23 protein-coding genes and 2 tRNA genes are annotated in these 23554 nt (G+C 58.9%); 6 read left to right on the forward strand and 19 right to left on the reverse strand.

Annotated features, from left to right (window positions below; all coding sequences use genetic code 11):
- Positions 1-170: 170 nt before the first annotated feature.
- Both ACIOWE_RS17485 and ACIOWE_RS17490 read left to right on the forward strand, forming a co-directional pair.
- Positions 171-246, forward strand: a tRNA-Asn gene (locus tag ACIOWE_RS17485).
- A 9-nt stretch (positions 247-255) separates the two neighbouring features.
- Positions 256-332, forward strand: a tRNA-Pro gene (locus tag ACIOWE_RS17490).
- A gap of 722 nt (positions 333-1054) precedes the next feature.
- On the opposite strand, the gene ACIOWE_RS17495 is transcribed toward ACIOWE_RS17490, so the two are convergent.
- The 5 genes from ACIOWE_RS17495 to ACIOWE_RS17515 all read right to left on the reverse strand — a co-directional run bounded on the left by ACIOWE_RS17495 (position 1055) and on the right by ACIOWE_RS17515 (position 4480).
- Positions 1055-1462: an EF-hand domain-containing protein gene (locus ACIOWE_RS17495; RefSeq protein WP_401393784.1), complete on the reverse strand. Its 408-nt coding sequence runs from the start codon at positions 1460-1462 to the stop codon at positions 1055-1057.
- 280 nt (positions 1463-1742) lie between these two features.
- Positions 1743-3041 carry an NAD(P)/FAD-dependent oxidoreductase gene (locus ACIOWE_RS17500; protein WP_401393787.1) on the reverse strand — a complete coding sequence of 433 codons (1299 nt, stop codon included), beginning with the start codon at positions 3039-3041 and terminating at the stop codon, positions 1743-1745.
- A gap of 63 nt (positions 3042-3104) precedes the next feature.
- Positions 3105-3278 carry a DUF3094 domain-containing protein gene (locus ACIOWE_RS17505; protein WP_007909875.1) on the reverse strand — a complete coding sequence of 58 codons (174 nt, stop codon included), beginning with the start codon at positions 3276-3278 and terminating at the stop codon, positions 3105-3107.
- A gap of 51 nt (positions 3279-3329) precedes the next feature.
- The gene (locus ACIOWE_RS17510) at positions 3330-3857 is read right to left on the reverse strand and encodes an MOSC domain-containing protein (RefSeq protein WP_201236758.1); all 528 of its coding nucleotides are present in this window, start codon (positions 3855-3857) and stop codon (positions 3330-3332) included.
- Positions 3854-4480 carry a DUF1780 domain-containing protein gene (locus ACIOWE_RS17515; protein ID WP_003228301.1) on the reverse strand — a complete coding sequence of 209 codons (627 nt, stop codon included), beginning with the start codon at positions 4478-4480 and terminating at the stop codon, positions 3854-3856. The genes ACIOWE_RS17510 and ACIOWE_RS17515 overlap by 4 nt, the downstream gene beginning before the upstream one ends.
- Positions 4481-4589: 109 nt before the next feature.
- Here ACIOWE_RS17515 and ACIOWE_RS17520 point away from each other — a divergent pair, with 109 nt between their 5' ends.
- Both ACIOWE_RS17520 and ACIOWE_RS17525 read left to right on the forward strand, forming a co-directional pair.
- The gene (locus ACIOWE_RS17520; RefSeq protein WP_401393790.1) at positions 4590-5279 is read left to right on the forward strand and encodes an energy-coupling factor ABC transporter permease; all 690 of its coding nucleotides are present in this window, start codon (positions 4590-4592) and stop codon (positions 5277-5279) included.
- A gap of 65 nt (positions 5280-5344) precedes the next feature.
- Positions 5345-5560 carry a hypothetical protein gene (locus ACIOWE_RS17525; RefSeq protein WP_096820888.1) on the forward strand — a complete coding sequence of 72 codons (216 nt, stop codon included), beginning with the start codon at positions 5345-5347 and terminating at the stop codon, positions 5558-5560.
- A 5-nt stretch (positions 5561-5565) separates the two neighbouring features.
- On the opposite strand, the gene yacG is transcribed toward ACIOWE_RS17525, so the two are convergent.
- The 5 genes from yacG to pilB are packed head-to-tail and all read right to left on the reverse strand — an operon-like array spanning position 5566 to position 10177.
- The gene (yacG, locus tag ACIOWE_RS17530; protein ID WP_127651961.1) at positions 5566-5766 is read right to left on the reverse strand and encodes a DNA gyrase inhibitor YacG; all 201 of its coding nucleotides are present in this window, start codon (positions 5764-5766) and stop codon (positions 5566-5568) included.
- Positions 5763-6386, reverse strand: coding sequence for a dephospho-CoA kinase (coaE, locus tag ACIOWE_RS17535; protein ID WP_401393794.1), 624 nt, complete (start codon positions 6384-6386; stop codon positions 5763-5765). The genes yacG and coaE overlap by 4 nt, the downstream gene beginning before the upstream one ends.
- Positions 6383-7255, reverse strand: a complete 873-nt coding sequence (locus ACIOWE_RS17540) for a prepilin peptidase (RefSeq protein ID WP_401393797.1) — start codon at positions 7253-7255, stop codon at positions 6383-6385. The genes coaE and ACIOWE_RS17540 overlap by 4 nt, the downstream gene beginning before the upstream one ends.
- 1 nt (position 7256) lies before the next feature.
- A complete protein-coding gene (locus tag ACIOWE_RS17545; protein ID WP_201236763.1) occupies positions 7257-8474 on the reverse strand; it encodes a type II secretion system F family protein in 1218 nt (405 codons plus the stop codon).
- Positions 8475-8476: 2 nt separating this feature from the next.
- Positions 8477-10177, reverse strand: coding sequence for a type IV-A pilus assembly ATPase PilB (gene pilB / locus ACIOWE_RS17550; RefSeq protein WP_401393801.1), 1701 nt, complete (start codon positions 10175-10177; stop codon positions 8477-8479).
- A 226-nt stretch (positions 10178-10403) separates the two neighbouring features.
- Between pilB and ACIOWE_RS17555 the strand changes: the two genes are divergently transcribed.
- Both ACIOWE_RS17555 and ACIOWE_RS17560 read left to right on the forward strand, forming a co-directional pair.
- Entirely contained in the window at positions 10404-10844 is a 441-nt protein-coding gene (locus ACIOWE_RS17555; protein ID WP_201236765.1) for a pilin, read from the forward strand.
- Between the two features lie 300 nt (positions 10845-11144).
- Positions 11145-11501, forward strand: a complete 357-nt coding sequence (locus ACIOWE_RS17560; RefSeq protein WP_016986244.1) for a BON domain-containing protein — start codon at positions 11145-11147, stop codon at positions 11499-11501.
- Between the two features lie 265 nt (positions 11502-11766).
- Here ACIOWE_RS17560 and ACIOWE_RS17565 read toward each other — a convergent pair whose 3' ends face one another.
- From ACIOWE_RS17565 to panB, 9 genes are all read right to left on the reverse strand, one after another.
- The gene (locus tag ACIOWE_RS17565; protein WP_401393804.1) at positions 11767-12063 is read right to left on the reverse strand and encodes a DUF2845 domain-containing protein; all 297 of its coding nucleotides are present in this window, start codon (positions 12061-12063) and stop codon (positions 11767-11769) included.
- Positions 12063-15014, reverse strand: coding sequence for a DUF748 domain-containing protein (locus ACIOWE_RS17570; RefSeq protein ID WP_401393807.1), 2952 nt, complete (start codon positions 15012-15014; stop codon positions 12063-12065). Before ACIOWE_RS17570 ends, ACIOWE_RS17565 begins: the two co-directional genes overlap by 1 nt.
- Before the next feature lie 220 nt (positions 15015-15234).
- The gene (locus ACIOWE_RS17575; protein ID WP_401393810.1) at positions 15235-16251 is read right to left on the reverse strand and encodes a class I SAM-dependent rRNA methyltransferase; all 1017 of its coding nucleotides are present in this window, start codon (positions 16249-16251) and stop codon (positions 15235-15237) included.
- A 148-nt stretch (positions 16252-16399) separates the two neighbouring features.
- Complete coding sequence (locus ACIOWE_RS17580) at positions 16400-17272, reverse strand: oxygenase MpaB family protein (RefSeq protein ID WP_401393813.1); 873 nt, start codon at positions 17270-17272, stop codon at positions 16400-16402.
- A gap of 50 nt (positions 17273-17322) precedes the next feature.
- The gene (acs, locus tag ACIOWE_RS17585) at positions 17323-19260 is read right to left on the reverse strand and encodes an acetate--CoA ligase (protein ID WP_401393816.1); all 1938 of its coding nucleotides are present in this window, start codon (positions 19258-19260) and stop codon (positions 17323-17325) included.
- A 214-nt stretch (positions 19261-19474) separates the two neighbouring features.
- Positions 19475-21139, reverse strand: coding sequence for a glucose-6-phosphate isomerase (pgi, locus tag ACIOWE_RS17590; protein WP_401393818.1), 1665 nt, complete (start codon positions 21137-21139; stop codon positions 19475-19477).
- Positions 21140-21368: 229 nt separating this feature from the next.
- Complete coding sequence (panD, locus tag ACIOWE_RS17595; RefSeq protein WP_003228271.1) at positions 21369-21749, reverse strand: aspartate 1-decarboxylase; 381 nt, start codon at positions 21747-21749, stop codon at positions 21369-21371.
- A gap of 210 nt (positions 21750-21959) precedes the next feature.
- Positions 21960-22820: a pantoate--beta-alanine ligase gene (gene panC, locus ACIOWE_RS17600; RefSeq protein WP_401393821.1), complete on the reverse strand. Its 861-nt coding sequence runs from the start codon at positions 22818-22820 to the stop codon at positions 21960-21962.
- The coding region (gene panB, locus ACIOWE_RS17605) for a 3-methyl-2-oxobutanoate hydroxymethyltransferase (RefSeq protein WP_401393823.1) at positions 22817-23554 on the reverse strand (738 nt) is incomplete at its 5' end. The genes panC and panB, both read right to left, overlap by 4 nt.

Consider the following 23554-nt stretch of genomic DNA (forward strand, 5'->3'; position numbering starts at 1 on the left):
CACTGAGTTGAAATCTGAAATAAGTTGCAAATCATTAACTTGAAAGCAATTTAGGGGGTTGACAGAGGTGATCTAGGTTGTAGAATAGCGCGCCTCAGACACACGAACGCAGCGATGCGAACGAAGTCTAAGAGCTGTAAGTTTCACCGTTGTAAATTGAAATATGTAGTTCCGTGATAGCTCAGTCGGTAGAGCAAATGACTGTTAATCATTGGGTCCCAGGTTCGAGTCCTGGTCACGGAGCCAATTTCAAGCCGGGGTATAGCGCAGTCCGGTAGCGCGCCTGCTTTGGGAGCAGGATGTCAGGAGTTCGAATCCCCTTACCCCGACCATATTAAAAATCCTCGTATCGAAAGATACGGGGATTTTTTTTGCCTGAAATTTTTGCGCTTGTGCAGCAGCGTGGAACGCCACATTACATGCTTGCTCCGGTCGTGGCTGCTGGGGATGGGGCTTTAAAGAAAAGGCGAGAAATTGGCGCGTGTAAGGTATTTATCGGTGACTCTAGGTGCTACCGCCTGTCCGGACTGTCAGGAATGACAGGTGTAAAAAATCACTGATCGGACTAAAAAAAGCTGTAGTCAGCTTTTTTCTTACCTATTCAAGAGGAATGAATCATGTCCGACGAACAAGAAACCTCAGGCGCAGTTCCAGAATATCCTAACCCGCCCAAGCCCATATCGCCGCCTTACGTAGTTACCCCGAAGGAGGGTGACCCCGTAAATCAGCGATTCCTCGTAAAAGGCGGCGGGCATGCTCGTCATCGCGTAAGAGTCGTAACTCCTGGGAAAGAGGATGCCCTTAGCGCTGAGTTTATGATGGGAGGGGATGGTCATTTTGATCTGACTATTAACCAAAGCGTACCCAAAGGAAGGTTCTGCTTTCAGATACTGTTGTGGGATAGGGGTAATGCGTTGGGACGTAGCGATACTCGCTGTGTTGAGGTGATCTGATTAGTTACCTCCTCTGGTTGAAGCGCCCGGTTTTGAAACCGGGCGCTTCTTTCCACTACAGGAGCCGCTAAAATAAGCACCAACGGGGCCTTTCAAGCTGTTCAGGCGCCGTCTTGATCCTTCAGGTGCTCGAACAGGCCTTTAGGCATTTTCTTGCCATTGGCTTCGAAATTGGCCTCCACATTGTTATAGGCTTCTTGTTCATCGATGAAGCCGTCATGGTTGGTGTCGATCTTGTCGAAGTCTGACTTTGGCGCGACCTTGAGGAATTCGGCGCGGGATACCTTGCCGTCGCCGTCGGTATCAGTCTTTGCCATCGACGCATCGCCACATTTGCCTTCACCGCATTTGCCCTCCGGCGCTTTCACCGAGGTTTCTGCCGAGGCCACCATGTAGCCCTGAGCCAGCGGCTGTGCAGCGAATACCGAGCCGGACAACATCAGGCCGCCAGCCAGCGCAGCGCCGAGCAGGCCAATGGATTTTTTACCGAGAGTCGAAGTGCGGGACATTTACATTCTCCTGGGCTGCGCAACGCAACCACACGTTAAGGACGAGAGCCTGAGCAGGTGTTGCTCGGGTGTGGCCATTAAGCGGTGGCGGTGTATCGCGACTGTGTCGCGGAGCGGGGGAGTTTGTAAGCGAAGGTGGGATATAGAGAGCGCAGATACACTAGGAGACAGAATCGCAAAGCAAATGTAGGAGTGAGCCTGCTCGCGATAGCGGTGTGTTAGATGACAAAGATGTCGTCTGACACACCGCTATCGCGAGCAGGCTCACTCCTACAGTTTTTTAGTGCAGTTTCAGGCGCGGTTCAGTGCCCCGGCCAATCTTGCTGCCCAGCATCAGCATCGCCGTGCGGAATGGCCCGTACAGCGCCATCTGGTGCATGCGGTACAGCGACACGTAAAACATCCGCGCCAGCCAGCCCTCAAGCATTACGCTGCCGGTCAGGTTGCCCATCAAGTTACCCACAGCGGAAAAACGCGACAGCGAAATCAGCGAACCGTAGTCGGTGTACTTGTACTCCGGCAGGGTCTTGCCTTCGATGCGCAGCTTCAGCGATTTGGCCAGTAACGAAGCCTGCTGGTGCGCCGCTTGCGCCCGTGGCGGTACATTGCGGTCGGTTCCCGGTTGCGGGCACGCCGCGCAGTCACCGAAAGCGAAGATGTTCTCGTCGCGGGTGGTTTGCAGCGTCGGCAGCACCTGCAGTTGGTTGATGCGATTGGTTTCCAGACCGTCGATGTCCTTGAGGAAACCCGGTGCCCGGATACCGGCCGCCCAGACCTTGAGGCTGGCCTTGATCTCGTTGCCGTCGGCGGTGATCAGGCTGTCGGCCGTCACTTCACTGACCGAAGCATTGGTCATCACGTTGACGCCGAGTTTCTCCAGCGTCTTGTGCACCGGCCCGCCGATGCGCTCCGGCAGGGCAGGCAACACCCGTGGGCCGGCTTCGATCAGGGTGATGTGCATATTTTCCGGTTTGATCCGGTCGAGGCCATAAGCGGCCAGTTCATGCGCAGCGTTGTGCAGTTCTGCCGCCAGTTCGACACCGGTCGCACCGGCACCGACGATGGCCACGCTGATCTGCTCGACCACATCGGTCTGCCCCGCGTGCGCCCGCAGATAATGGTTGAGCAGTTGCTGGTGGAAGCGCTCGGCCTGTTTGCGGGTGTCGAGGAACAGGCAATGTTGCGCCGCGCCCAGAGTACCGAAATCGTTTGTGGTGCTGCCGACCGCGATCACCAGCGAGTCGTACTGCACTTCACGCGCCGGTACCAGCTCTACGCCGTTTTCATCGTACGTCGCGGCCAGCTGGATTTTTTTCTGTGCGCGATCGAGCCCGCTCATGCGCCCCAGCTGGAACTCGAAGTGGTTCCATTTGGCCTGGGCGACATAGTTGAGTTCGTCTTCGGAAGAGTTCAGCGATCCGGCGGCCACTTCGTGCAACAGCGGTTTCCAGATGTGCGTCAGGTTTGCGTCGACCAGCATCACACTGGCCGTGCCACGCTTGCCCAGAGTCTTACCCAGACGGGTAGCCAACTCCAGACCGCCGGCGCCGCCGCCGACAATAACAATACGATGGGACATGGGGATAACTCGCAAGGTTTTTAAAGGAAATCGGTGCAGTTATCCGAGCGAGCGCCAGGCAGCTCATAGCGTCAGGTAACTGATAAATCGGCTCAACAGGCCCAGACCAATGGTCACTGCCAGCACCAGCACCAGGAGCATCCACGGCCGGAATGGCCGGCGCTCGACACGGTGTTGGGACAGTTGCAGGTACTCTTCGACATGCTTTTGGTCTTCGGGGTTCAGGCGGCTGGTCATATTGGCCTCGTCAGGTAGACGTTGCTGAATGTGCAGAAGCTACAGCGGTTTTCAACCGGGGTTGAACGCAGCATAGCCGCTGTCCGGAACAGGCTCGACGGACACGCCATCATCGAGGCGAATGATCCCGCTTTGTAACACTCGCGCAGTAATTCCGCCATGCCCGCGCACCGCTTGAAAGGTGCCGGGGCCGAGGTTGTTCTGCAAGCGTGCGCAGGGCTGACACCAGCCAGTGGTCTCGAATATTGCCTGACCGATGCGAAAGCGCCGACCCTTTAGGCTAAACAAATTGATACCGCTGATAACGAGGTTGCGCCGCAGATCTTCAGGCTTGATCGGTTGATCGGCGGGACGCCCCATCAATGCGCTGATCACCGCCAGGTGCTCCCACTGGATCAACGTCACCTGCCGCGCGTTGCGCACACCGGGGCGGGCGTGATCCCCCGTCAGTCCAGCCTCCAGGCGGGCTTCCACGGCATCGAGTTCGATCATCGGCCCGCGGGATTCGGGACGCACACCAATCCAGCGCACCGTGCCGGTTTGCGGGACATCGGCGATCAATTGCTGAAGCGGCGTCACAGGCTTATTCCGACATCAAAGACGATGCTGCGGCCCAGGTTGCTACGCAGAAAGTCCGGCGCATCCGGGTGGGCGAACAGCACGCGGGCGAAGGTCGGGCCGACGAGTGACAGCGATCGCCAACCCTGACGCAAGTATTCGGTAGGCGGGGGGAAATGACTGTTCAGGTCGAGCACCTCACGCTTGAGGCTGGCGAAGGCAATGATGTCCAGTTCGCCCAGATCCATCCCGCGTTCCTTATAGTTGTGCGCTTTTTTGCGCAGGGTCGGCGCCAGTCGCAGCAGAAATTCGTTGGCCGGAATCCGGCGCGGCTTGGCTTCGCGGCGCACCAGTTGGCTGAGGGAAAACGCACTGCGCCGCCGCTGCAACTCGTCGCGCCATTCGTCGTTGAGGCGTCGGCCTTCATCCAGGACGAAGAACACCTCGAAATTGGCATCCCGAAACAGCACGTCCGGCGGCTCGCCGGCGGGCGCGAATTCGTCGGCGCGGTAGGGAATGTTCAGGCCTTGCAGCAGGCGCTGGCAGACCCAACGCTCACGCTCCCATTTGCGGGCATTGGACAGGAACGCGTTGGCCTGCTCGGCCGCGATGGTCAGCAGGCGTAAATAATCTGAGTCATCCATAGGCCCAAGCTTAGCGTTCAAATGCGACAAGCAGATAGCTTTGCATCGAGCGGTGTAGACTTTTCAGCACAGGAATGGCACCCAAAGGAATTTGTGAGGATAAGGAATCATGATCGGGGCTGAACTGCTTTCCACCACAAGCCTGACGCTCGGTTGGCTGATTTACCTGCCGGTACTGCTCTGGGCGATCGTGCGAGCGCCGTGGGTCGAGTTGTTCAGTGACAGTCGTCGCCAGCACCTGTTGTTCGGTACGGTGTTCGCGTTGTTTCTCTTGTGGCTGGTGCGCAGGGATTTCGATACCGGCGTGTCGTACCACTTCATCGGCATGACTGCCGTGACGCTGCTGCTCGACTGGCCGCTGGCGATTGTCGGTGGACTGGTGGCGCAAGTCGGTTTGTTGCTGCTCGGGCGTCAGGATCTCGCGGCGCTCGGGGTCAACGGCACATTGTTTATCCTGCTGCCGGTGCTGATCACCGAGTGCGTGGCGATTCTCGTCGAGCGCGCGCAGCCGCGGAATCCGTTCGTATACATCTTCTGCTCAGGCTTTTTTGCGGCCGCGCTGTCAGCCCTGTTGTGTTTGATCCTGAGCCTGACACTGCTGTGGTACGACGGCCTCTTTGCCATGCCGGAGTGGCTGGAAGATTTCATCGGGTATCTGTGGTTGCTGCTTTTTCCCGAGGCGTTCATCAACGGCATGGTGATCAGCGCACTGGTGGTGTTCTGTCCGGAATGGCTGGAGACCTTCAACCGCACACGCTACCTTTCGGCGCCGTGGAACGACGACGATCCGAAGTCTTGATCCACATCAAACCCGCCACGCGCGGGAAATTTCATGCTCGCGCAAATCCTTTCAGGAGCAGCGGCATGAGTGTTTACGAGTGGGCGAGGCAGGAAACCCGGCAGAGTCTGGAGATGGCGCAGGAGGTGGGGTTCGATCCGGGCTTGAGCCTGCGGGCCTTGCTCAGTGCAGTGGTGCAACAGAGCAAGGCCGTGCGCAACGCCGAGGACCTGGCCGACGAGTTGCGCTTTCTCGCGGAAAACCTCGACGACAATCAGGATTACGGCTTTATGCGGCCCTGACCGGATCAGTGACGCGGGTCGAAATCGCCAGAAAACATTTCGTCCTCGGCATCCGGAGCAACTGGAATCTTGTGTTCTTCCGACGCCCAGGCGCCGAGGTCGATCAGTTTGCAGCGATCGGAGCAGAACGGACGGAATTTGTTTTCCGGGGTGAATTCCACGGGAGCGCCGCAGGTCGGGCATTCAACGGTTGGGATCTGGCTCATGATTGGCCTCCACTTAAAGTCAGGTAAAAGTCATGCAGGCGCTCGACCTCGCTGTGCAGCCAGGCGAGGTCGCGGTCGTTGACCACCACGTCGTCGGCACGGCTCACACGGTCTTCACGGCTCGACTGGGCCGCTAGGATCGCCTGAACCTGCTGTTCGCTGGTCTGGTCACGCTGCAAGGTGCGTTCGATCTGCAGTTGTTGCGGGGCGTCGATCACCAGGATTCGCTGGGTCATCGCGTATTGTCCGGATTCGATCAGCAGCGGTGAAACCAGAATCGCGTAAGGCGATTGTGCCTGCGCCAGATGATCAGCGATTTCCTTGGCGATCAGCGGATGCAGCAGGGCTTCGAGCCAGCGGCGTTCTTCCGGGACCTCAAAGATCAGCTTGCGCAGGGCGGCGCGATCGAGTGTGCCGTCAACCTGCAACACGCCAGCACCAAAGTGCTCGGCAATCTTCGCCAGCGCCGGACGCCCCGGCTCGACCACCCAGCGCGCCGCGTGATCGGCGTCGACCACATGGATGCCAAGGTCGATGAAGTGCTGGGCCGCAGCGCTTTTGCCGCTGCCGATGCCGCCGGTCAGACCGAGAATCCAGGGTTTTTCCACAGGGGTATTCATTTCAAACCGACAAACTGCCAATAGAAGTCGGTTATTTGACCACCCCAGAGCAAGGCAATCCAGCCGGCAATTGCCAGATAGGGGCCGAAGGGTATCGGTGTTGAGGTTTTTTGCTCACGCACGCGTAGCAGAATCACCCCGATGACCGCCCCCACCAACGATGAGAGCAGAATCGTCAGCGGCAGAATCTGCCAGCCTCCCCAGGCGCCGAGCAACGCCAGCAGCTTGAAATCGCCGTGACCGATGCCGTCCTTGCCAGTCAGCAGCTTGAACAGCCAGAACACCGACCACAGCGCCAGATAACCGGCCACCGCGCCCCACAAGGCATCGTGTAACGGCACGAACATCCCGAAACTGTTGACGATCAGCCCCAGCCACAACAAGGGCAGCACCAGCACATCGGGCAGCAGTTGATGCTCGGTGTCGATCAGGCTCATCGCCAACAAGCCCCAGGTGAGAAAAATCAACAGACAGGCCGGCCAGCCAAATCCGACATGCCAGGCGATGAATGCCGAGAGCAGTCCACAGGCCAGTTCAGTCAGTGGATAGCGTTTGCTGATGGGGGTGGTACAGGCCGAGCAGCGTCCACGCAGCCACAGATAACTGAGCAGCGGGATGTTTTCCCAGGCACGGATTCGATGCGCGCAATGCGGGCACTCGGAGTGGGGCAGCATCAGGTTATAGGTGGGCAGCGGTGTTTCACTGGGCAGGCCGAGCACATCCTGGGCCTGCTGGCGCCAATCGCGCTCGAGCATTTTCGGCAGGCGCCAGATCAGTACATTGAGAAAACTGCCGACCACCAGGCCGAGCAACAATGCTGTGCAGACAAAAGCCAGCGGATAGAGGGCAAACAGTTCGTCGATAGGCATGTCAGATCGCTGAGCCGAGTTGGAAAATCGGCAGGTACATGGCGACTACCAGACCACCGACGATCACCCCCAGGACCACCATGATGAACGGCTCCATGAGGCTGGTGAGGTTGTCGACCATGTTATCCACTTCGTCCTCGTAAAACCCTGCGACCTTGTCGAGCATTTCGTCCAGCGCACCGGACTCTTCACCGATCGCGGTCATTTGCACGGCCATATTGGGAAACACGCCGGTGGTGCGCATCGAAAAATTCAACTGCATGCCGGTGGACACATCCTGGCGGATGCGCAATATCGCGCGTTTGAACACCACGTTGCCGGCGGCGCCGGCCACCGAGTCGAGGGCTTCCACCAGCGGCACACCAGCAGCAAAAGTCGTCGACAGGGTCCGGGCAAATCGGGCCACGGCAGACTTGTACATCAATGTGCCCACCAACGGCAGTTTCAGCAGCCAGGTGTCTTTGCGGTCGCGCAAGGCCTGAGACTTTTTCAGGGCATGGCGGGTGCCGAAAATCGCCGCCGCCAATACACCGAGAATCGCCCACCACCATTGCTGCATGAATTCCGAAAGGCTGATGACCATCAGGGTGAACGCCGGCAGTTCGGCGCCGAAGCCGGAAAATACCGACTGGAACTGCGGCACCACTTTCACCAGCAGAATCCCGGTCACCACCGCCGCGACCAATACGACGGCGCTAGGGTAGGTCATGGCTTTCTTGATCTTGGCCTTGAGCGCTTCGCTTTTTTCCTTATAGGTCGCGACCCGCTCCAGCAACGTATCGAGGGCACCGGACTGTTCGCCGGCATCCACCAGGTTGCAATACAACTCGTCGAAGTATTGCGGCTTCTTGCGCAGCGCGTTGGCGAAACTGTTACCTGCAGCGACTTCCTGTTTCACCTCGTCGACCAGTTTGCGCATCGCCGGGTTTTCGAAACCTTCGCCGATGATGTCGAAGGACTGCAACAACGGTACACCGGCCTTCATCATGGTCGCCATCTGCCGCGTGAACAGGGCGATGTCCTGAGCCTTGATGCGTTTACCAAAGCTCAGTATCGAGGCGGATTTCTTGCGCACCTTGCCCGGGTTGATCCCCTGCTTGCGCAGTTGCGCCTTGATCAGCGCCGGGTTGAGCCCGCTCAGCTCGCCGGTCAGTTTGCTGCCTTTCTTGTCCGTGCCTTCCCAGGCGTAAATACTGGTTTTCGCTGCCTTGACCGCCATGTTCAGTCCTTGGTGACCCGGTTGATTTCTTCCAGGCTGGTGATGCCTTGCATGGCCTTGTGCAGGCCCGACGTACGCAGGTCATCGAAGCCGTCGCGGCGCATCTGGATGTCGATTTCCAGCGAGTTGCCTTCGGCCATGATCAGTCGTTGCAGTTCAGCTGTGTTCTTCACCACTTCATAAATCCCCACGCGCCCCTTGTAGCCGCCATTGCAGTGATCGCAACCGACCGGTTCGTAGATCGTGAAACTGCCGATGCGTTCCTCGGGGAAACCTTCCTTGATCAGGGTTTCGCGGGGAATCTCGATGGCTTTCTTGCAGTGGCTGCACAGCTTGCGCGCCAGCCGCTGGGCGATGATCAGGCTGACGGAGGTGGCGATATTGAAGCCGGGGATGCCCATGTTGTGCAGACGGGTCAGGGTTTCCGCCGCGCTGTTGGTGTGCAGGGTCGAAAGAACCAGGTGACCGGTTTGTGCGGCCTTGATGGCGATCTCGGCGGTTTCGAGGTCACGGATCTCGCCGACCATGATCACGTCCGGGTCTTGCCGCAGAAACGAGCGCAGGGCCTGGGCGAAATCCAGCCCCTGTTTCGGGTTGACGTTGACCTGGTTGATACCTTCCATGTTGATCTCTACCGGGTCTTCGGCGGTGGAGATGTTGATGTCGACGGTATTGAGAATGTTAAGCCCGGTGTACAGCGACACGGTCTTGCCCGAGCCAGTGGGCCCCGTGACCAGAATCATGCCTTGTGGCTGTTTGAGTGCGGCCATGTACAAGTCTTTCTGCGCCGGCTCGTAGCCGAGCGCGTCGATGCCGATCTGCGCGCTGGACGGGTCGAGAATCCGGATCACCACTTTTTCGCCCCACAGGGTCGGCAGCGTATTGACCCGGAAGTCGATCGACTTGCTCTTCGACAGGCGCATCTTGATCCGCCCGTCCTGGGGTTTGCGCCGTTCCGAGATGTCGAGGCTGGCCATGACCTTCAAGCGCGCCGCAATGCGCCCTGCCAGTTGAATCGGCGGCTTGGCCACTTCGCGCAGAATGCCGTCGGTGCGCACGCGCACCCGATAGTTCTTTTCGTAAGGCTCGAAGTGCAGGTCGGAAGAACCGCTCTTGATCGCGTCCAGCAGCATCTTGTGAACGAAGCGCACCACCGGCGCATCGTCGGCGTCGAGTCCGCCGATGGCGTCCTGCTTGCTGTCGTCGATGGATTCGACATCCACGCCATCGAGGTCGACGTCGGCCATGTCTTCGAGGCCGCTGGCGTGGGTGTCGAAGAACTTTTCGATGGCATCGGTGAGCTTGTCGTCCTCGACCAGAATGGCTTCGGTGCTCAGCCCGGTGCTGAACTGGATGTCATTGATCGCCTGATGATTGCTCGGGTCGGAAATCCCCACGAACAGTTTATTTCCGCGTCGCCACAAGGGCAGGGCGTGATGCTGGCGAACCAGTTTTTCACTGACCAGGCCCTTGGGCTGGGTTTCCTTGTCCAGGCAATTAAGATCCATGAAGGCCATGCCGAAGTGCTCCGAAGCGATCTCGGCCACCTGCCAGCTCTTCACCAGTTTGTTCTGCACCAGATAACTCACCAGCGACAGGCGATTGCGCTGGGCCTGTTGCCAGGCCTGCTGGGCGCTTTTTTCCGTAAGCAGTTCGGCCTGCACCAATTGCTTGGCCAGACCGCTCAGAGCGATGTCATTCATGGGGATTCCGCACGCTTGCAGTTCATGACTTATAGCCTAGTCAAGTGACAGCGCCAAACACCCTCGGTGCAGGTGACAAAAAGTGTCAGATAGTGCGGTTGCAGGTTGTAGGAAACGGCGTCGAAGGTGCGTTGTGCCCAATGCGCGGGGGCTGAAAGACGTTGGCATGGCCTATGCTGCGTCCCTTTCAGATCATGAGATTTCGACTCATGCATGGAGCGTGTCTATGAAAAAGCAACAAGGTTTTACTCTGATCGAGCTGCTGATCGTGGTGGCGATCATCGGGATTCTGGCGACCATCGCCTTGCCGCAATATTCCAAATATCAGGCGCGATCCAAGGTAACGGCTGGATTGGCAGAGATCAGCGCGCTGAAAGTGCCCTTTGAAGACACCATTAATCAAGGTACCGATCCAACGCTGACACTGGTTGCCGGTAGCGCTACGGCGACTACTTCCAACTGTACACTGGCGGCTTCGGGCACGGCTTCGACAGGTGCCGGTTCGATTACCTGCACGCTGGTCGCCGCTCCAGGTCCGGTCTTGGGTAAAACGATCACGCTCACCCGTACCGGTGCTGCAACCGGTAGTACGTCGGGCGTTTGGAGCTGTGCTACGACCGTTAACGCGGACTACTCGCCAAAGGGCTGTACTGCCAGCGGTACGTAATGTCAGGTCTTGTCTGATCAATAAATGCCCCGCAATGCGGGGCATTTTTTATTGCCTGAAGCGTCACAAAAGCTTCAATAATTTCAGCGCTTTAGGAACTTTCCGAAAAACCGCAACTTGCATGTGAATTTTGCACATGTCATGCAATTTGCATGAATCCGGAAATTTGAGATATTTATAAGGTGTTGATTTATAACGGTTTTATGTGTTCTGAAAAGTTGGCACAGCGTTCGCAATATATCCAGTAACCCTGCTGACAAGACATCCAGCAGACTTTCCAGAAAAACAGGAGTTACTCGTATGAAGAAGTTCGCTATCACTGCCGCTGCTGCTACCGCGCTGACCCTGACAATGGCTTCCGGTGCGTTTGCACAATCCACCCAGGCTACCCAGGCTCCAATGACTCTGGCCGCCGGTGAAATGACCAAGGCTAAAGAAACTACTTCCGATACCTGGATCACTACCAAAGTCAAAAGCGACCTGGTTACCGAAAAAGGCATCCCAGGCACCGACATCAAAGTAGAAACCAACAAAGGTGTGGTATCGCTGTCGTCGACTGTAGCTATCACCGAAGCTCAGAAAACCACCGCGGTGAACATCACCAAGAAAATCAAAGGCGTCAAAGCGGTCTCCGCTGACGGCCTGAAAGCCGAGTAAGGCATGACTTCTCGCCTGGACGGGGAGAAGGCGCGACAGACGGGCCGAGCAATACGTCTGCCGCAACTTTAGAGTTCATGCGAACGGTCACACGGAAGTGACCATTACAGGCCCCGCCATTCGTGTCGGGGCCTGTTTTATTTGGTGCGCAAAAAAACATGTGGGAGCGAGCCTGCTCGCGAAAGCGCTCTGTCAGCCGACGAAGATGTCGACTGACGTAACGCATTCGCGAGCAGGCTCGCTCCCACATGGGTTTGGTGTCGGGTCAGTTGCCGCGTTTGCTGGTGATCTCGCGCAGGCGGTTGCCTTCGAAACGCAGGTATTGGTACATGCCGTTGCTCGGGCCGTAGGTCCATTCCTCGACCTGAAACTCTTCGCGGCGATTGGCACTGCGCTTGTAGCCCAGTGCATCGCGGCTGACCGGTTCACCGCACTTCTGCAGTACCTCGCTGGAGCGGTCGCCGAGGCTTACCAACTGGCTGCCGCAGCGCAGGGTATCGGACGCTGAAGCCTGCCCGGCCACGAGCGTCAATGACATTACCCACAGCCACTTACCTTTCATCATTCGGCATCCAGATGCATTTGCGTCACCACTCGACCATCGCTTTCGGCTTCGCCGAGATTAGCGTCGATAAAGTACACGCGGTCATCCGCCAACTGACCCTTGTCCACCAAATAGTCCTTGATGCTGCTGGCACGATCCTGACCCAACTGTCGCAGCAATACATCGCTGGAACTCCAGAACTGGATGACGCCGTCGCGCATTTTCGCCGTGCGCTCTTCCTTGCCCAGATCCTTCCATTCGGCCGGTGGCTGGGTTTTCAGACGAGTACGGTAAATGCCTTCCAGCAGTGGGCCTTTTTCGCCTTCCGGCACTTGCAGCAAGGAGGCCTGGGCGGGAACCTTGTCGCCACGACGCTGGAGCATCTTGTAGTAGTTGTACTGGTATTCACGTTCCAGACGCTGTTCGGCGAGCAATGGGCCGTCGCTGCTTTTCGCGGCAGTGCCTTCGATTTCCAGACGCAGGGCCGGACGCTCCTTGAGCGCCTGCGACAGTTTCACCAGCGCGGCTTCGGCGTCCTTGTTCAATTCGCTGGAGCCCGGCGCAAACGATACAGTGCCAAGGTCCTCGGAACCGCCACCGCTGACCAGTCCGCCGATCAACTTGAACGGCGCCGCTGCGGCTTTGACGATCAGGTTGCGCAGGGTTTGCCAGACAATCGGCATCACGCTGAATTGCGGGTTGTTCAGGTCGCCGGTTACCGGCAGTTCGATGGAGATCTTGCCATCAACGTCCTTGAGCAAGGCAATCGCCAGTTTCAGCGGCAGGCTCACGGCATCCGGGCTGTCGACCTTTTCACCGAGTTGCAGTTGCTCGACCACCACTTTGTTCTCGGCTTTCAACTGGCCCTTGGTGATCAGGTAATGCAGGTCGAGGTTGAGCCGGCCCTTGCGGATGCGGTAACCGGCGAATTTTCCGGAGTAGGGCGTCAGCGTGGTCAGCTCGACTCGCTTGAAGCTGGTGGCGATGTCGAGGCTGGCCATCGGATCGAATGGATTGACCGCGCCCTTGATGGTTACCGGCGCATAGCGGTCGACCTTGCCTTTGACGTCGACACTCGCGGGTTTCGCCTGACGGCTGTCGATGGTGCCGATCTGCCCGTTCAATTGCTGAACGGCGGTGGCGAAGTTCGGCGTCAGGCTGAAGTCGGCAAAGTTGGCCGAGCCGTCGTTGATGGCGATAGCGCCGATGTGAATGCCCAGCGGTTTGTCTTTGCTGGCCGGTTTGGCAGCGGCGGTTTTTGCTCCGCTGTCGGCTGGTTGCGGAATCAGCAGATCGTCGATATTGGTGGTGCGGTCATCGTTGATCATGAAGCGCACGTACGGCTGGAACAGGTTGACCTTGTCGATCGACAGGCTGTCGCCGTGCTGATAGTTGAGGCCTTCCACGACCACTTGCTGCCACTTGAGAAAGTCGCGGGTCTTCAGGGTGTCGAGGGTGTGCAGTTGATCGACCTGAGCGCGGCCGGTCACGCTGAGCGCAAGCGGATCGGTGCTTTTGAGGTTGACCTTGAGATCACTGCCGAGCATGCCGCTACGCAGTTCGAGGCGAATGAACGGATTGATGTAGGACTGCGCGACACGCAGGTCGATGTCCTGGGTTTTCACGTTGAGCTGGGCGGTGACCGGTGCGAGATTGACTACGCCGTCGGCCATGAGCTTGCCTTGTTTGCCCACACCGGTGTCGAGCTTGAGCTTGAAGGGCGAGCCGTTGAGGCTGTCGAAGTCCTGCAAATCGAGGTTCAGCGGCGTGATATCGATAGCGACTTGCGGCTTCGCCGAGCGGTCGGCCAGGTGCACTTTGTAGTCACGCAGTTGCACATCCTTGAGCAACACCTGCCAAGGCTTGCTCGGGGCGCTCGGCTCAGGCTTCGGCGAGTCGGCGGCGGCCGGTGTGGTTGCGGGTTCTGCGGCGGCTTTGGCGGCGGGTTTCGACGGCTGGCTGGCGAACAGTTTCTGCCAGTCCAGTTGGCCATCGGCTTCGAGGGCGGCCCAGGTTTCCAGTTTATTGCTGCGGATCTTGCCGACCACCACTTGCTGTTTGGCCAGATCGACGCTGGTTTCGCTGACGTCGAGGCGTTCGAGTTTCGCCAGTGGGCGTCCGTCCGGCGCCTTGATGGCGAAGGGCGCGATGCTCACTGCGACATTGTTCAACAGCAGTTCGGTTTCTTTCGACAGATTGAGTTTGTACTCGGTGCTGAGGCTGATGACACCGTCTTCGAGTACCAGCGGCACCGAATCGCGCACGTATGGCCAAAAGGCTTTCATCTTGCCGTCGGTGACTTTCAGGGTGCCTTCAGAGGTGAACGGGATCAGGCTGAAATTACCGCTCCAGTCGATTCGCCCTCCGGCCGGACCGATGGCGACCAAGGTCATGTCGGCGCTGTCTTCGGGCAAGGTGCTGAGGTTTTTCAGTTCGAAGCTGAGGTCGTCGTAGAGAAACTCGATGGGCTCGCTCGGGCGCACGTCCTGAAAGTGCACGACGCCACTGGCCAGTTTGATGTTATCGATGCGCAGCGGAAATGGTTTGGCGTTGGGATCAGCCGGTGTCGGCTCACTGGCGGGAACGTTGAACAGGCCCAGCAGGTTGAGCTTGCCGTCTTTGGCGAAGAGGATTTCGGTTTTTGGCTTGTCCAGCTGGATGTCGGCCAGGTGCAGCGCTTTTGTCCACAGGCTGTCGAGTTGCAGGTTGGCGTACAGGCGTTCGAAACCGATCTGCTCCTTGCCCGGCTCGCCGATGACCAGGCCCCACAAGGTGACTTCAAGGCTGAACGGATTGAGTTCGATGCGCTGCAAATGCGCAGGCACCGTGGCGTAGTTGGCCAGTTGCTGGTTGGCGATGCGCAGGGCGATGCCCGGCAAAATCAGAAACCCCAGCAGGCTATAAAGGGCCAGAGCAGTCAACAAGGCGCCAATCGCGCGAATCAATCCTTTGGGCATGTGCGGCTTCATCTGTCTGAATCGGAGTGCCTTGGAGTATGGCACGCGATTCTGGTTCCGAAGTACCTGGCGTGACACAGGATTGTTCGGATTCTTCTGTAGGAATAAATAACATGTGGGAGCGAGCCTGCTCGCGAAGGCGTTGTATCAGTCGCTATATCTGCTGTTGATACACCGCTTTCGCGAGCAGGCTCGCTCCCACATTGGATGGTTGTCAGCCGCGCGGGAGGGCTCAGAGCTGGAGGATGAGGGTTTTCAGTGGGGGCTGTTGATCCATTGACGGGAAATCCGCACCCGGGGTCATCACGCTCCACTCGCGCACCGGGCGGCCGGCCTTTTCGGCGCAGCGCAATACCTGTTCGCGCCAGTCGTCCATGCTGACTTTCGCCAGATTGTTGCAGCAGATCAGCACGCCGTTGTCGGCGGTGGTCAGCAGGGCCGGTTTGAGCAAGCTCTGATAATCGCGCAGCAGGTCGACGGTGCCGAATGCACTTTTGGCCCAGGCCGGTGGGTCGAGCAAGACCAGATCGTATTGGCGTTGTTCGAGGCGCTGATAGCTCGGCAGTTTCTGCCCGCGGCGCTGACTGATCGGCAGACCGGCGAGCTGGCGGATCGCCGGGAAGTAATCGGACTGGATGAATTGCATTTCGGGCAATTGCGGGTTGAGCAAACCGTTTTCACGACCGACCGCCAGATTGCCTTCGGCAAAATCCAGGTTGCACACCTCGCGTGCGCCACCGGCTGCCGCACTGAGGCCAACGCCACAGGTGTAGGCGAACAGGTTGAGGACGGATTTGCCTTTGGCGTGATCCTTGACCCAGCCGCGAGTGTTGCGCAGGTCGAGGAACAGCAGTGGATCCTGCCCGGCATGGCGCCCGCGTACGCGGTAGTTCAAGCCCCATTCGTGACCGACCAGATCGGCCAGCGCGGCGTCGTCGGCGCGGTAGACCGTGTCTTCACGGTCAATACGCGAGTTGCCCCGGGAGCGATCGTTGTAAACCAGCAAAGTGTCCAGGCCCAGCGTTTGATTGACGAGGGCATGCAGTTGCAGCAGATCGTCACGTTCCAGCGTCTGGTGAAAGCTTTGCACCAGCAGTTGCGGGCCATAGCGGTCGATGGTCAGACCGCCGGCGCCTTCCTGACTGCCGTGAAACAGGCGATAGCAGTCGGTGCCCTGGCGGTGCAGCTCGGCAAGCAAGTCCTGGCGTTGATCGAGGGCGGCGCGCAGCGCCTGATTCAAGGAAGACATGCGGGCGCCTTGCTGGTGAGAATTGGGGCGCGGGAGTTTAGCAGCTTGGCGGGCAATCGAGTGGCTACCATCGCGAGCAGGCTCACTCCTACAGGAGATTCGTATGCAACCTATATCCCTTGTAGGAGTGAGCCTGCTCGCGATGCTTTTAGATGATCAGGCCCATCCTGCGCTTCGCCCGTTGCACTGAACCATTGCGCATAGCCCAGCGCAGCATCGGTGCGCTGCGTCTGACGCTGGCGCGAACCAACTGGCGTTGCAGCGAACTCTGCCGCACATCGAGCATGTCGCTGGCCCAATCCGGCAGCAGGTCGATGCCGGCCTTCATCATCAGATCGCCAAACGGTCGCGCCAGAGCGCTCGGTGCCGGCGCATCGAGCAACAGGCGCAGAACTTCCCGACTGCGTTCATCACACAGTAACTGCGGGCGCATGCGTTGCAGATAATCGCTCACGGCCTGCCGCGATTTCGGCACATCCCGTGCGCCCAGACGTTCGGCGATCACGGCGATCTCCGCGTAATAGCGATCCTGATCCGCCCCTGACAATTGCGGATTGCGATAACGCAGATGCGCGGCAAGGAAGTTGCTGACTTCCGCCACATGCACCCACGTCAGCAGATGCGGATCACTGGCTGCGTAAGGCCGGCCATCCGGCGCGGTGCCGACCACTTGCAGGTGAATGGTGCGAACCTTCTCGATCAGCCAGTCGGCATCGCGACGCGAGCCGAACGTGGTGCCGGAAACAAACTGACTGGTGCGCCGCAAGCGCCCGAGCATGTCCTGACGAAAGTTCGAATGATCCCAAACCCCGGCCAACGCCAGCGGATGCAGGGCTTGCAGCAACAACGCGCTGATGCCGCCGATCAGCATGCTGCTGAAATCACCGTGCACCTGCCAACTGATCGAGTCGGGGCCGAACAGGCCGGGATCGCCCTTGGGGTTTTCCAGGTCGAGCTGACCGAGGGACAGGCCGGTCAGGCTCATGAGCTGATTTTCGATACGGCTGCGGATGAATTCCATGGCACTCATTAATGAGGGGAGGGCGCGGCTGATTGGCCGCGCCCGGGAGGTTACTGATTGAGGCGCTTGTCGATCAGGCCCTGGACCACGCTCGGGTCGGCCAGGGTCGAGGTGTCGCCGAGGCTGTCGAGTTCGTTGCAGGCAATCTTGCGCAGGATACGCCGCATGATCTTGCCTGAGCGGGTTTTCGGCAAGGCCGGTGCCCACTGGATCAGGTCCGGTTTGGCGAAGCTGCCGATTTCCTTGCTGACGTGGGCCAGCAGTTCTTTCTTCAACTCGTCGTTCGGCTCGGCGCCGTTCATGGGGGTGACAAAGGCATAGATGCCCTGGCCTTTGACGTCGTGTGGATAACCGACCACGGCGGCTTCGGCGATGCTGTCGTGCAGCACCAGCGCACTTTCCACCTCGGCAGTGCCGATGCGATGCCCGGAAACGTTGATCACATCGTCGATACGCCCGGTGATCCAGTAGTCGCCATCCTCGTCGCGCCGCGCGCCGTCACCGGTGAAGTAGTAGCCGGGATAGGGTTTGAAATAGGTGTCGACCATCCGCTGCGGATCGCCGTACACACTGCGAATCTGTGCCGGCCAACTGGATTTGATCGCCAGCACGCCGCTGCCGGCGCCTTTGATTTCCTTGCCCTGTTCGTCAAGCAGCACAGGCTGCACGCCGAATATCGGCTGCGTGGCGCAACCCGGTTTGATCCGCTGTGCGCTGACCAGCGGGCTGAGCATGATGCCGCCGGTCTCGGTCTGCCACCAGGTATCGACGATGGGGCAGCGCTGTTCGCCGACCACATTGAAATACCATTCCCACGCTTCCGGATTGATCGGCTCACCGACGCTGCCGAGTAATCTGAGGCTGGCGCGCGACGTTTCCTTCAACGGTTCGGCACCTTCACGCATCAATGCGCGCAGGGCGGTCGGTGCGGTGTAGAAAATGTTGACCTTATGCTTATCGATCACCTGCCAGAATCGCGAGCTGCTCGGGTAGCTCGGCACGCCCTCGAACATCAGCGTGGTTGCGCCATTGGCCAGCGGGCCATAGACGATGTAGCTGTGGCCGGTGACCCAGCCGACGTCGGCGGTACACCAGAACACCTCACCGTCGCGATAGTCGAGCACGTATTTGAAGGTCATCGCGGCTTGCAGCAGGTAGCCGCCAGTGGTGTGCAAAACGCCTTTGGGTTTACCGGTGCTGCCGGAGGTGTAGAGGATGAACAGCGGGTCTTCGGCGTCCATCGGCTCCGGCGGGCAATCATCGCTGGCGTCGCGCACGGCCTGGTGATACCAGAGGTCGCGGCCTTCTACCCAGTCGACTTTGCCCTGAGTGCGCTCGACCACCACGACGGTGCTGACGTCAGGGCAACTTTGCAGGGCTTTGTCGACATTGCTTTTCAGCGGCACGAACTTGCCGCCGCGCACGCCCTCGTCGGCGGTGATCACGGTGCGGCAGTCAGCATCGAGGATACGGTCACGCAGCGAATCCGGGGAGAAGCCACCGAACACCACCGAATGAATCGCGCCGATCCGCGCGCAAGCGAGCATGGCATAAGCGGCTTCGGGGATCATCGGCATGTAGATGCACACCCGGTCGCCTTTCTTCACGCCACGGCTTTTCAGCACGTTGGCCAGTCGGCAGACATGGTGGTGGAGTTTCTTGTAAGTGATTTGCGCCGATTCAGCCGGGTCATCACCCTCCCAGAGCAGGGCTGTCTGATCGCCGCGTTGTTCGAGGTGACGGTCGATGCAGTTGTAACTGACGTTGAGCTTGCCGCCAGCGAACCAGGCCGCTTCACCGGTTCTCAGGTCGTAGCGCTGGACGGTCTGCCACGGCGTGCTCCAGTCGAGGAACCGCGTGGCCTGTTCGGCCCAGAAGGTGCTGGGGTGTTCAATGGATTCGCGGTACAGGCGCTGATAGTCGTCCTGACTCAACTGAGCAGCCCGGCGGACGGCATCGGCTTTGGGGAACGTGCTGATATCGAACATGACGGTTCCTTATTCTTGTTGTGCGACAGGAATAAAGATGCGCCGAGCGATGCAGAGGTTCAAGTCATGTGTAAAACAACTGTGGGAGCGAGCCTGCTCGCGAATGCGGTGTGTCAGTCAACAAAGATGCTGAATGACACGCCGCATTCGCGAGCAGGCTCGCTCCCACATTGAATATGGGTTGCCCACTGGAATTGTGGGCAACCCATTCACATCAGCCGCGGTGACGACCACGGAAGTAGTTGATCAGGCCTTGGGTGGACGGATCGTCAGCGGTGCTTTCATCGCTGCCGACCAGGCGGTTGTAAACGCCTTTGCCCAGTTCCTTGCCCAACTCCACACCCCACTGGTCGAAGGCGTTGATGCCCCAGACCACGCTTTGTACGAACACTTTGTGTTCATACATGGCCACCAATGCGCCGAGACGACGCGGACTGATGCGCTCGACCACAATAGTGTTGCTCGGACGGTTGCCCGGGATCACCTTGTGCGGTGCGAGTTTGTGCACTTGCTCTTCGCTCATGCCTTTGTCGCGCAGTTCCTGCTCGGCTTCCGGCAGGGTCTTGCCGAGCATCAGCGCCTGACTCTGCGACAGGCAGTTGGCGTACAGCCACTGATGGTGGTCGGAGACCGGGTTGAAGCTGACGATCGGCACGATGAAGTCGGCCGGGATCAGTTGGGTGCCTTGATGCAGCAACTGGTGGTAAGCGTGCTGACCGTTGCAGCCGACGCCGCCCCAGATCACCGGACCGGTATCGGTCGACACCGAAGTGCCGTCCTGACGCACGCTCTTGCCGTTGGACTCCATGTCCAGCTGCTGCAAGTGCTTGGTGATGTTGCGCAGGTAGTGGTCATACGGCAGGATCGCGTGGCTTTGCGCGCCCCAGAAATTGCCGTACCAGACACCGAGCAGCGCGAGCAGCACGGGCATGTTCTGTTCGAACGGCGCGGTCTGGAAATGCTGGTCCATGGTGTAGGCACCGGACAGCAGTTCCTTGAAGTTGGACATGCCGATGGCCAGAGCGATCGGCAAACCGATGGCCGACCACAGCGAATAACGGCCGCCGACCCAGTCCCACATCGGGAAGATGTTTTCTTCGCGGATACCAAACGCGATGGCTGCCGCATTGTTACTCGACACGGCGATGAAGTGACGATACAGCTCGGCTTCGGAACCGCCCTGAGCCAGATACCAGGCGCGTGCGGCTTGAGCGTTCTTCAGGGTTTCGAGGGTATTGAACGACTTCGACGAAACGATGAACAGCGTGGTCTCGGCGCGCAGTTTTTGCGTCAGTTCGTGGAATTCGCTGCCGTCGATGTTTGCCAGATAGTGGCAACGCACGCCTTTCTGCGCGTAGGACAGCAGTGCTTCGGAGACCAGCTCAGGACCGAGGAACGAGCCACCGATGCCGATGTTGACCACGTCAGTGATCGGCTTCTCGGTGTAGCCGCGCCACAGACCGTCATGGATGCGGCCGACCAGATCGGTGATCTGGTTCAGTACCTTGTGCACTTCCGGCATCACGTTGACGCCGTTGACCGACAGCTTGTCGCCTACCGGGCGGCGCAGGGCGGTGTGCAGCGCCGGGCGGCCTTCGGAGGCGTTGACGATTTCGCCGTCGAACAGCGCTTTGATCGCGCCCTTCAGATCGACTTCATTGGCCAGACCCACCAGCAGATTGCGGGTCTCGGCGTTGATCAAATTCTTCGAATAATCGAGAAACAGCCCGCAGCTGCTGAGGGTGAACTGATTGAAGCGCTGCGGATCGGCGTTGAAGGCTTCGCGCATGCTGAAATCCTGCATGGCTTGGCGGTGATCTTTCAACGCTTGCCAGGCAGGCAGAGCGGTAACGTCATGAGGAGTGCGGTAGTACGCCATCGCTGCGGTTTTCCTTTTTACTTGAACGGCCTTTTGAACACTGAACAGGCCAGCACGCCATGTTTGAGCGTGGGCCAACTGCGTCGCCACGGTTTCTGGACACAGGGCGAATACAGTAAACCTCGCGCTGCGATCTGTCTTGACTTTGTCTGACCCGTTCCCTGTACTTTTTTAACATTGATACCGGGAACTGGCCGACAAACGGAAGGGGAACAGGACGCTCGGCGGGTCAGGCGACCTGAACCGGGATGGCGTTGCTGGTATGGCTCAGCTCATTGCCCGGTGCCATATAGAGCATGCGCGGTTTGAAGTTAAGCAGTTCCGCCTCGCTGTAATGGGCGTAAGCACAGATGATCACCCGGTCGCCGACCTTGGCCTTGTGCGCAGCGGCGCCATTGACCGAGATCATGCGCGAACCTTCTTCGCCACGGATGGCGTAAGTGGTGAAACGCTCGCCATTATCGACGTTATAAATCTGGATCTGCTCGTACTCACGGATGCCGGACAGGTCCAGCCACTCGCCATCAATGGCGCACGAACCTTCGTAATCGAGCACCGCGTGAGTGACTTCGGCGCGGTGCAGTTTGGCCTTGAGCATGATCGCGTGCATGAGAGTTTCCCGGGTTGAAATCGAACGGCGGGCAGTGTGCCCGAAGGCTTAGAGGGCGGCAATATGGCTTGAAATGCAATTTTCAGGACGCTGAAAAACACTGTAGGAGTGAGCCTGCTCGCGATAGCGGACTGTCATTCAACAATGATGTCGAAAGTCAGGCCCTCATCGCGAGCATGCTCACTCCTACAGGGGGGATTGCGGTTTTTTTTAGACAGGGCTGTCGAGATTCAGGTGCAGGTTATCGATCAACCGCGTGGTGCCCAGGAACGCGGCCACCAGAATCACCAGATCACGATCTTCAGCCACCGCCGGGCGCAAGGTCAGCGCGTGGCGAATTTCCAGATAGTCCGGGCGCAGGCCCGCGGCTTCCAGCGTTTGCAACTGCGCACTGATCAACGCCGGAAAATCGCGTTCACCTTGTTTGATCGACTCGGCAATCGCGTTCAGGCTACGGTAAACCACCGGGGCCACGGCACGTTGTTCTTCACTGAGGAAGCCATTGCGCGACGACAGCGCGAGGCCATCGGCGGCACGCACCGTCGGCTCGCCGATGATCTGGATCGGCATGTTCAGGTCATGCACCAGGGCGCGGATCACGGCCAGTTGCTGGAAGTCCTTCTGACCGAAAATCGCCAGATCCGGCTGGACCATGTTGAACAGTTTGCTGACCACTGTCGCTACACCTTCAAAGTGCCCGGGACGACTGGCGCCGCACAGACCTTCAGAGAGTTGTGGCACGCTGACCCGGGTCTGCCCGGCCATGCCATCGGGATACATTTCTTCAGCGGTCGGCGCGAACAACAGGTCGCAACCGGCTTCCAGAAGTTTTTCCTGATCCGCCGCCAGGGTGCGCGGGTACTTGTCGAGGTCTTCGCCGGCGCCGAATTGCAGCGGGTTGACGAAAATGCTCGCCACCACGAAGTCCACGCGCTGTGTGGCTTTGGTGATCAGTGCGACATGGCCGCTGTGCAGGTTGCCCATGGTCGGCACGAAGCCGATGCGCTTGCCTTCGCTACGGGCGCGGGCTACGGCGGCGCGCAGTTCGCGTACGGTTTTGACGGTGTTCATGCAGAGAATCCGTGTTCGATGCCTGGGAACGTGGTGGCTTTGACTTCGCTGACGTAAGCCTTCAGCGCGGACTGAATGTTGTCCTGGCCATTCATGAAGTTCTTCACGAACTTCGGCACGCGGCCGGTGATCGACAGACCGAGCATGTCGTGCAGCACCAGTACCTGACCGTCAGTGGCGTTACCGGCACCGATGCCGATGACCGGGATCTTCACTGCCTGACTGATTTCAGCAGCCAGTTCACTCGGCACGCACTCGAGCAGCAGCATGGCTGCGCCCGCCTGCTCCAGCGAGATCGCGTCGGCACGCATTTGCCGCGCCTGGTTCTCGTTGCGGCCTTGCACCTTATAGCCACCGAGAATGTTCACTGCTTGCGGGGTCAGGCCCATGTGCGCGCAGACCGGAATCCCGCGTTCGGCGAGCAGACGGATCGACTCGGCCAGCCACAGCGCACCTTCAACCTTGATCATGTGCGCGCCGGCCTGCATCAGCATGGCGCTGTTGGTCATGGTCTGTTCGAGGGTGGCGTTGGCCATGAACGGCAGATCCGCGAGGATCAGGGCATCGGTGTTGCCGCGTTTGACGCAGGCGGTGTGGTAGGCCATTTCTGCGGTGGTCACCGGCAAAGTGCTGTCGTGACCTTGCAGGACCATGCCGAGGGAGTCGCCCACCAGCAGCACTTCGACACCGGCCTCGTTGCAGGCGTGGGCGAAGGTCGCGTCATAGCAGGTCAG

The organism is Pseudomonas sp. NPDC087598 (assembly GCF_044743525.1).
Classification (GTDB): Bacteria; Pseudomonadota; Gammaproteobacteria; order Pseudomonadales; family Pseudomonadaceae; genus Aquipseudomonas.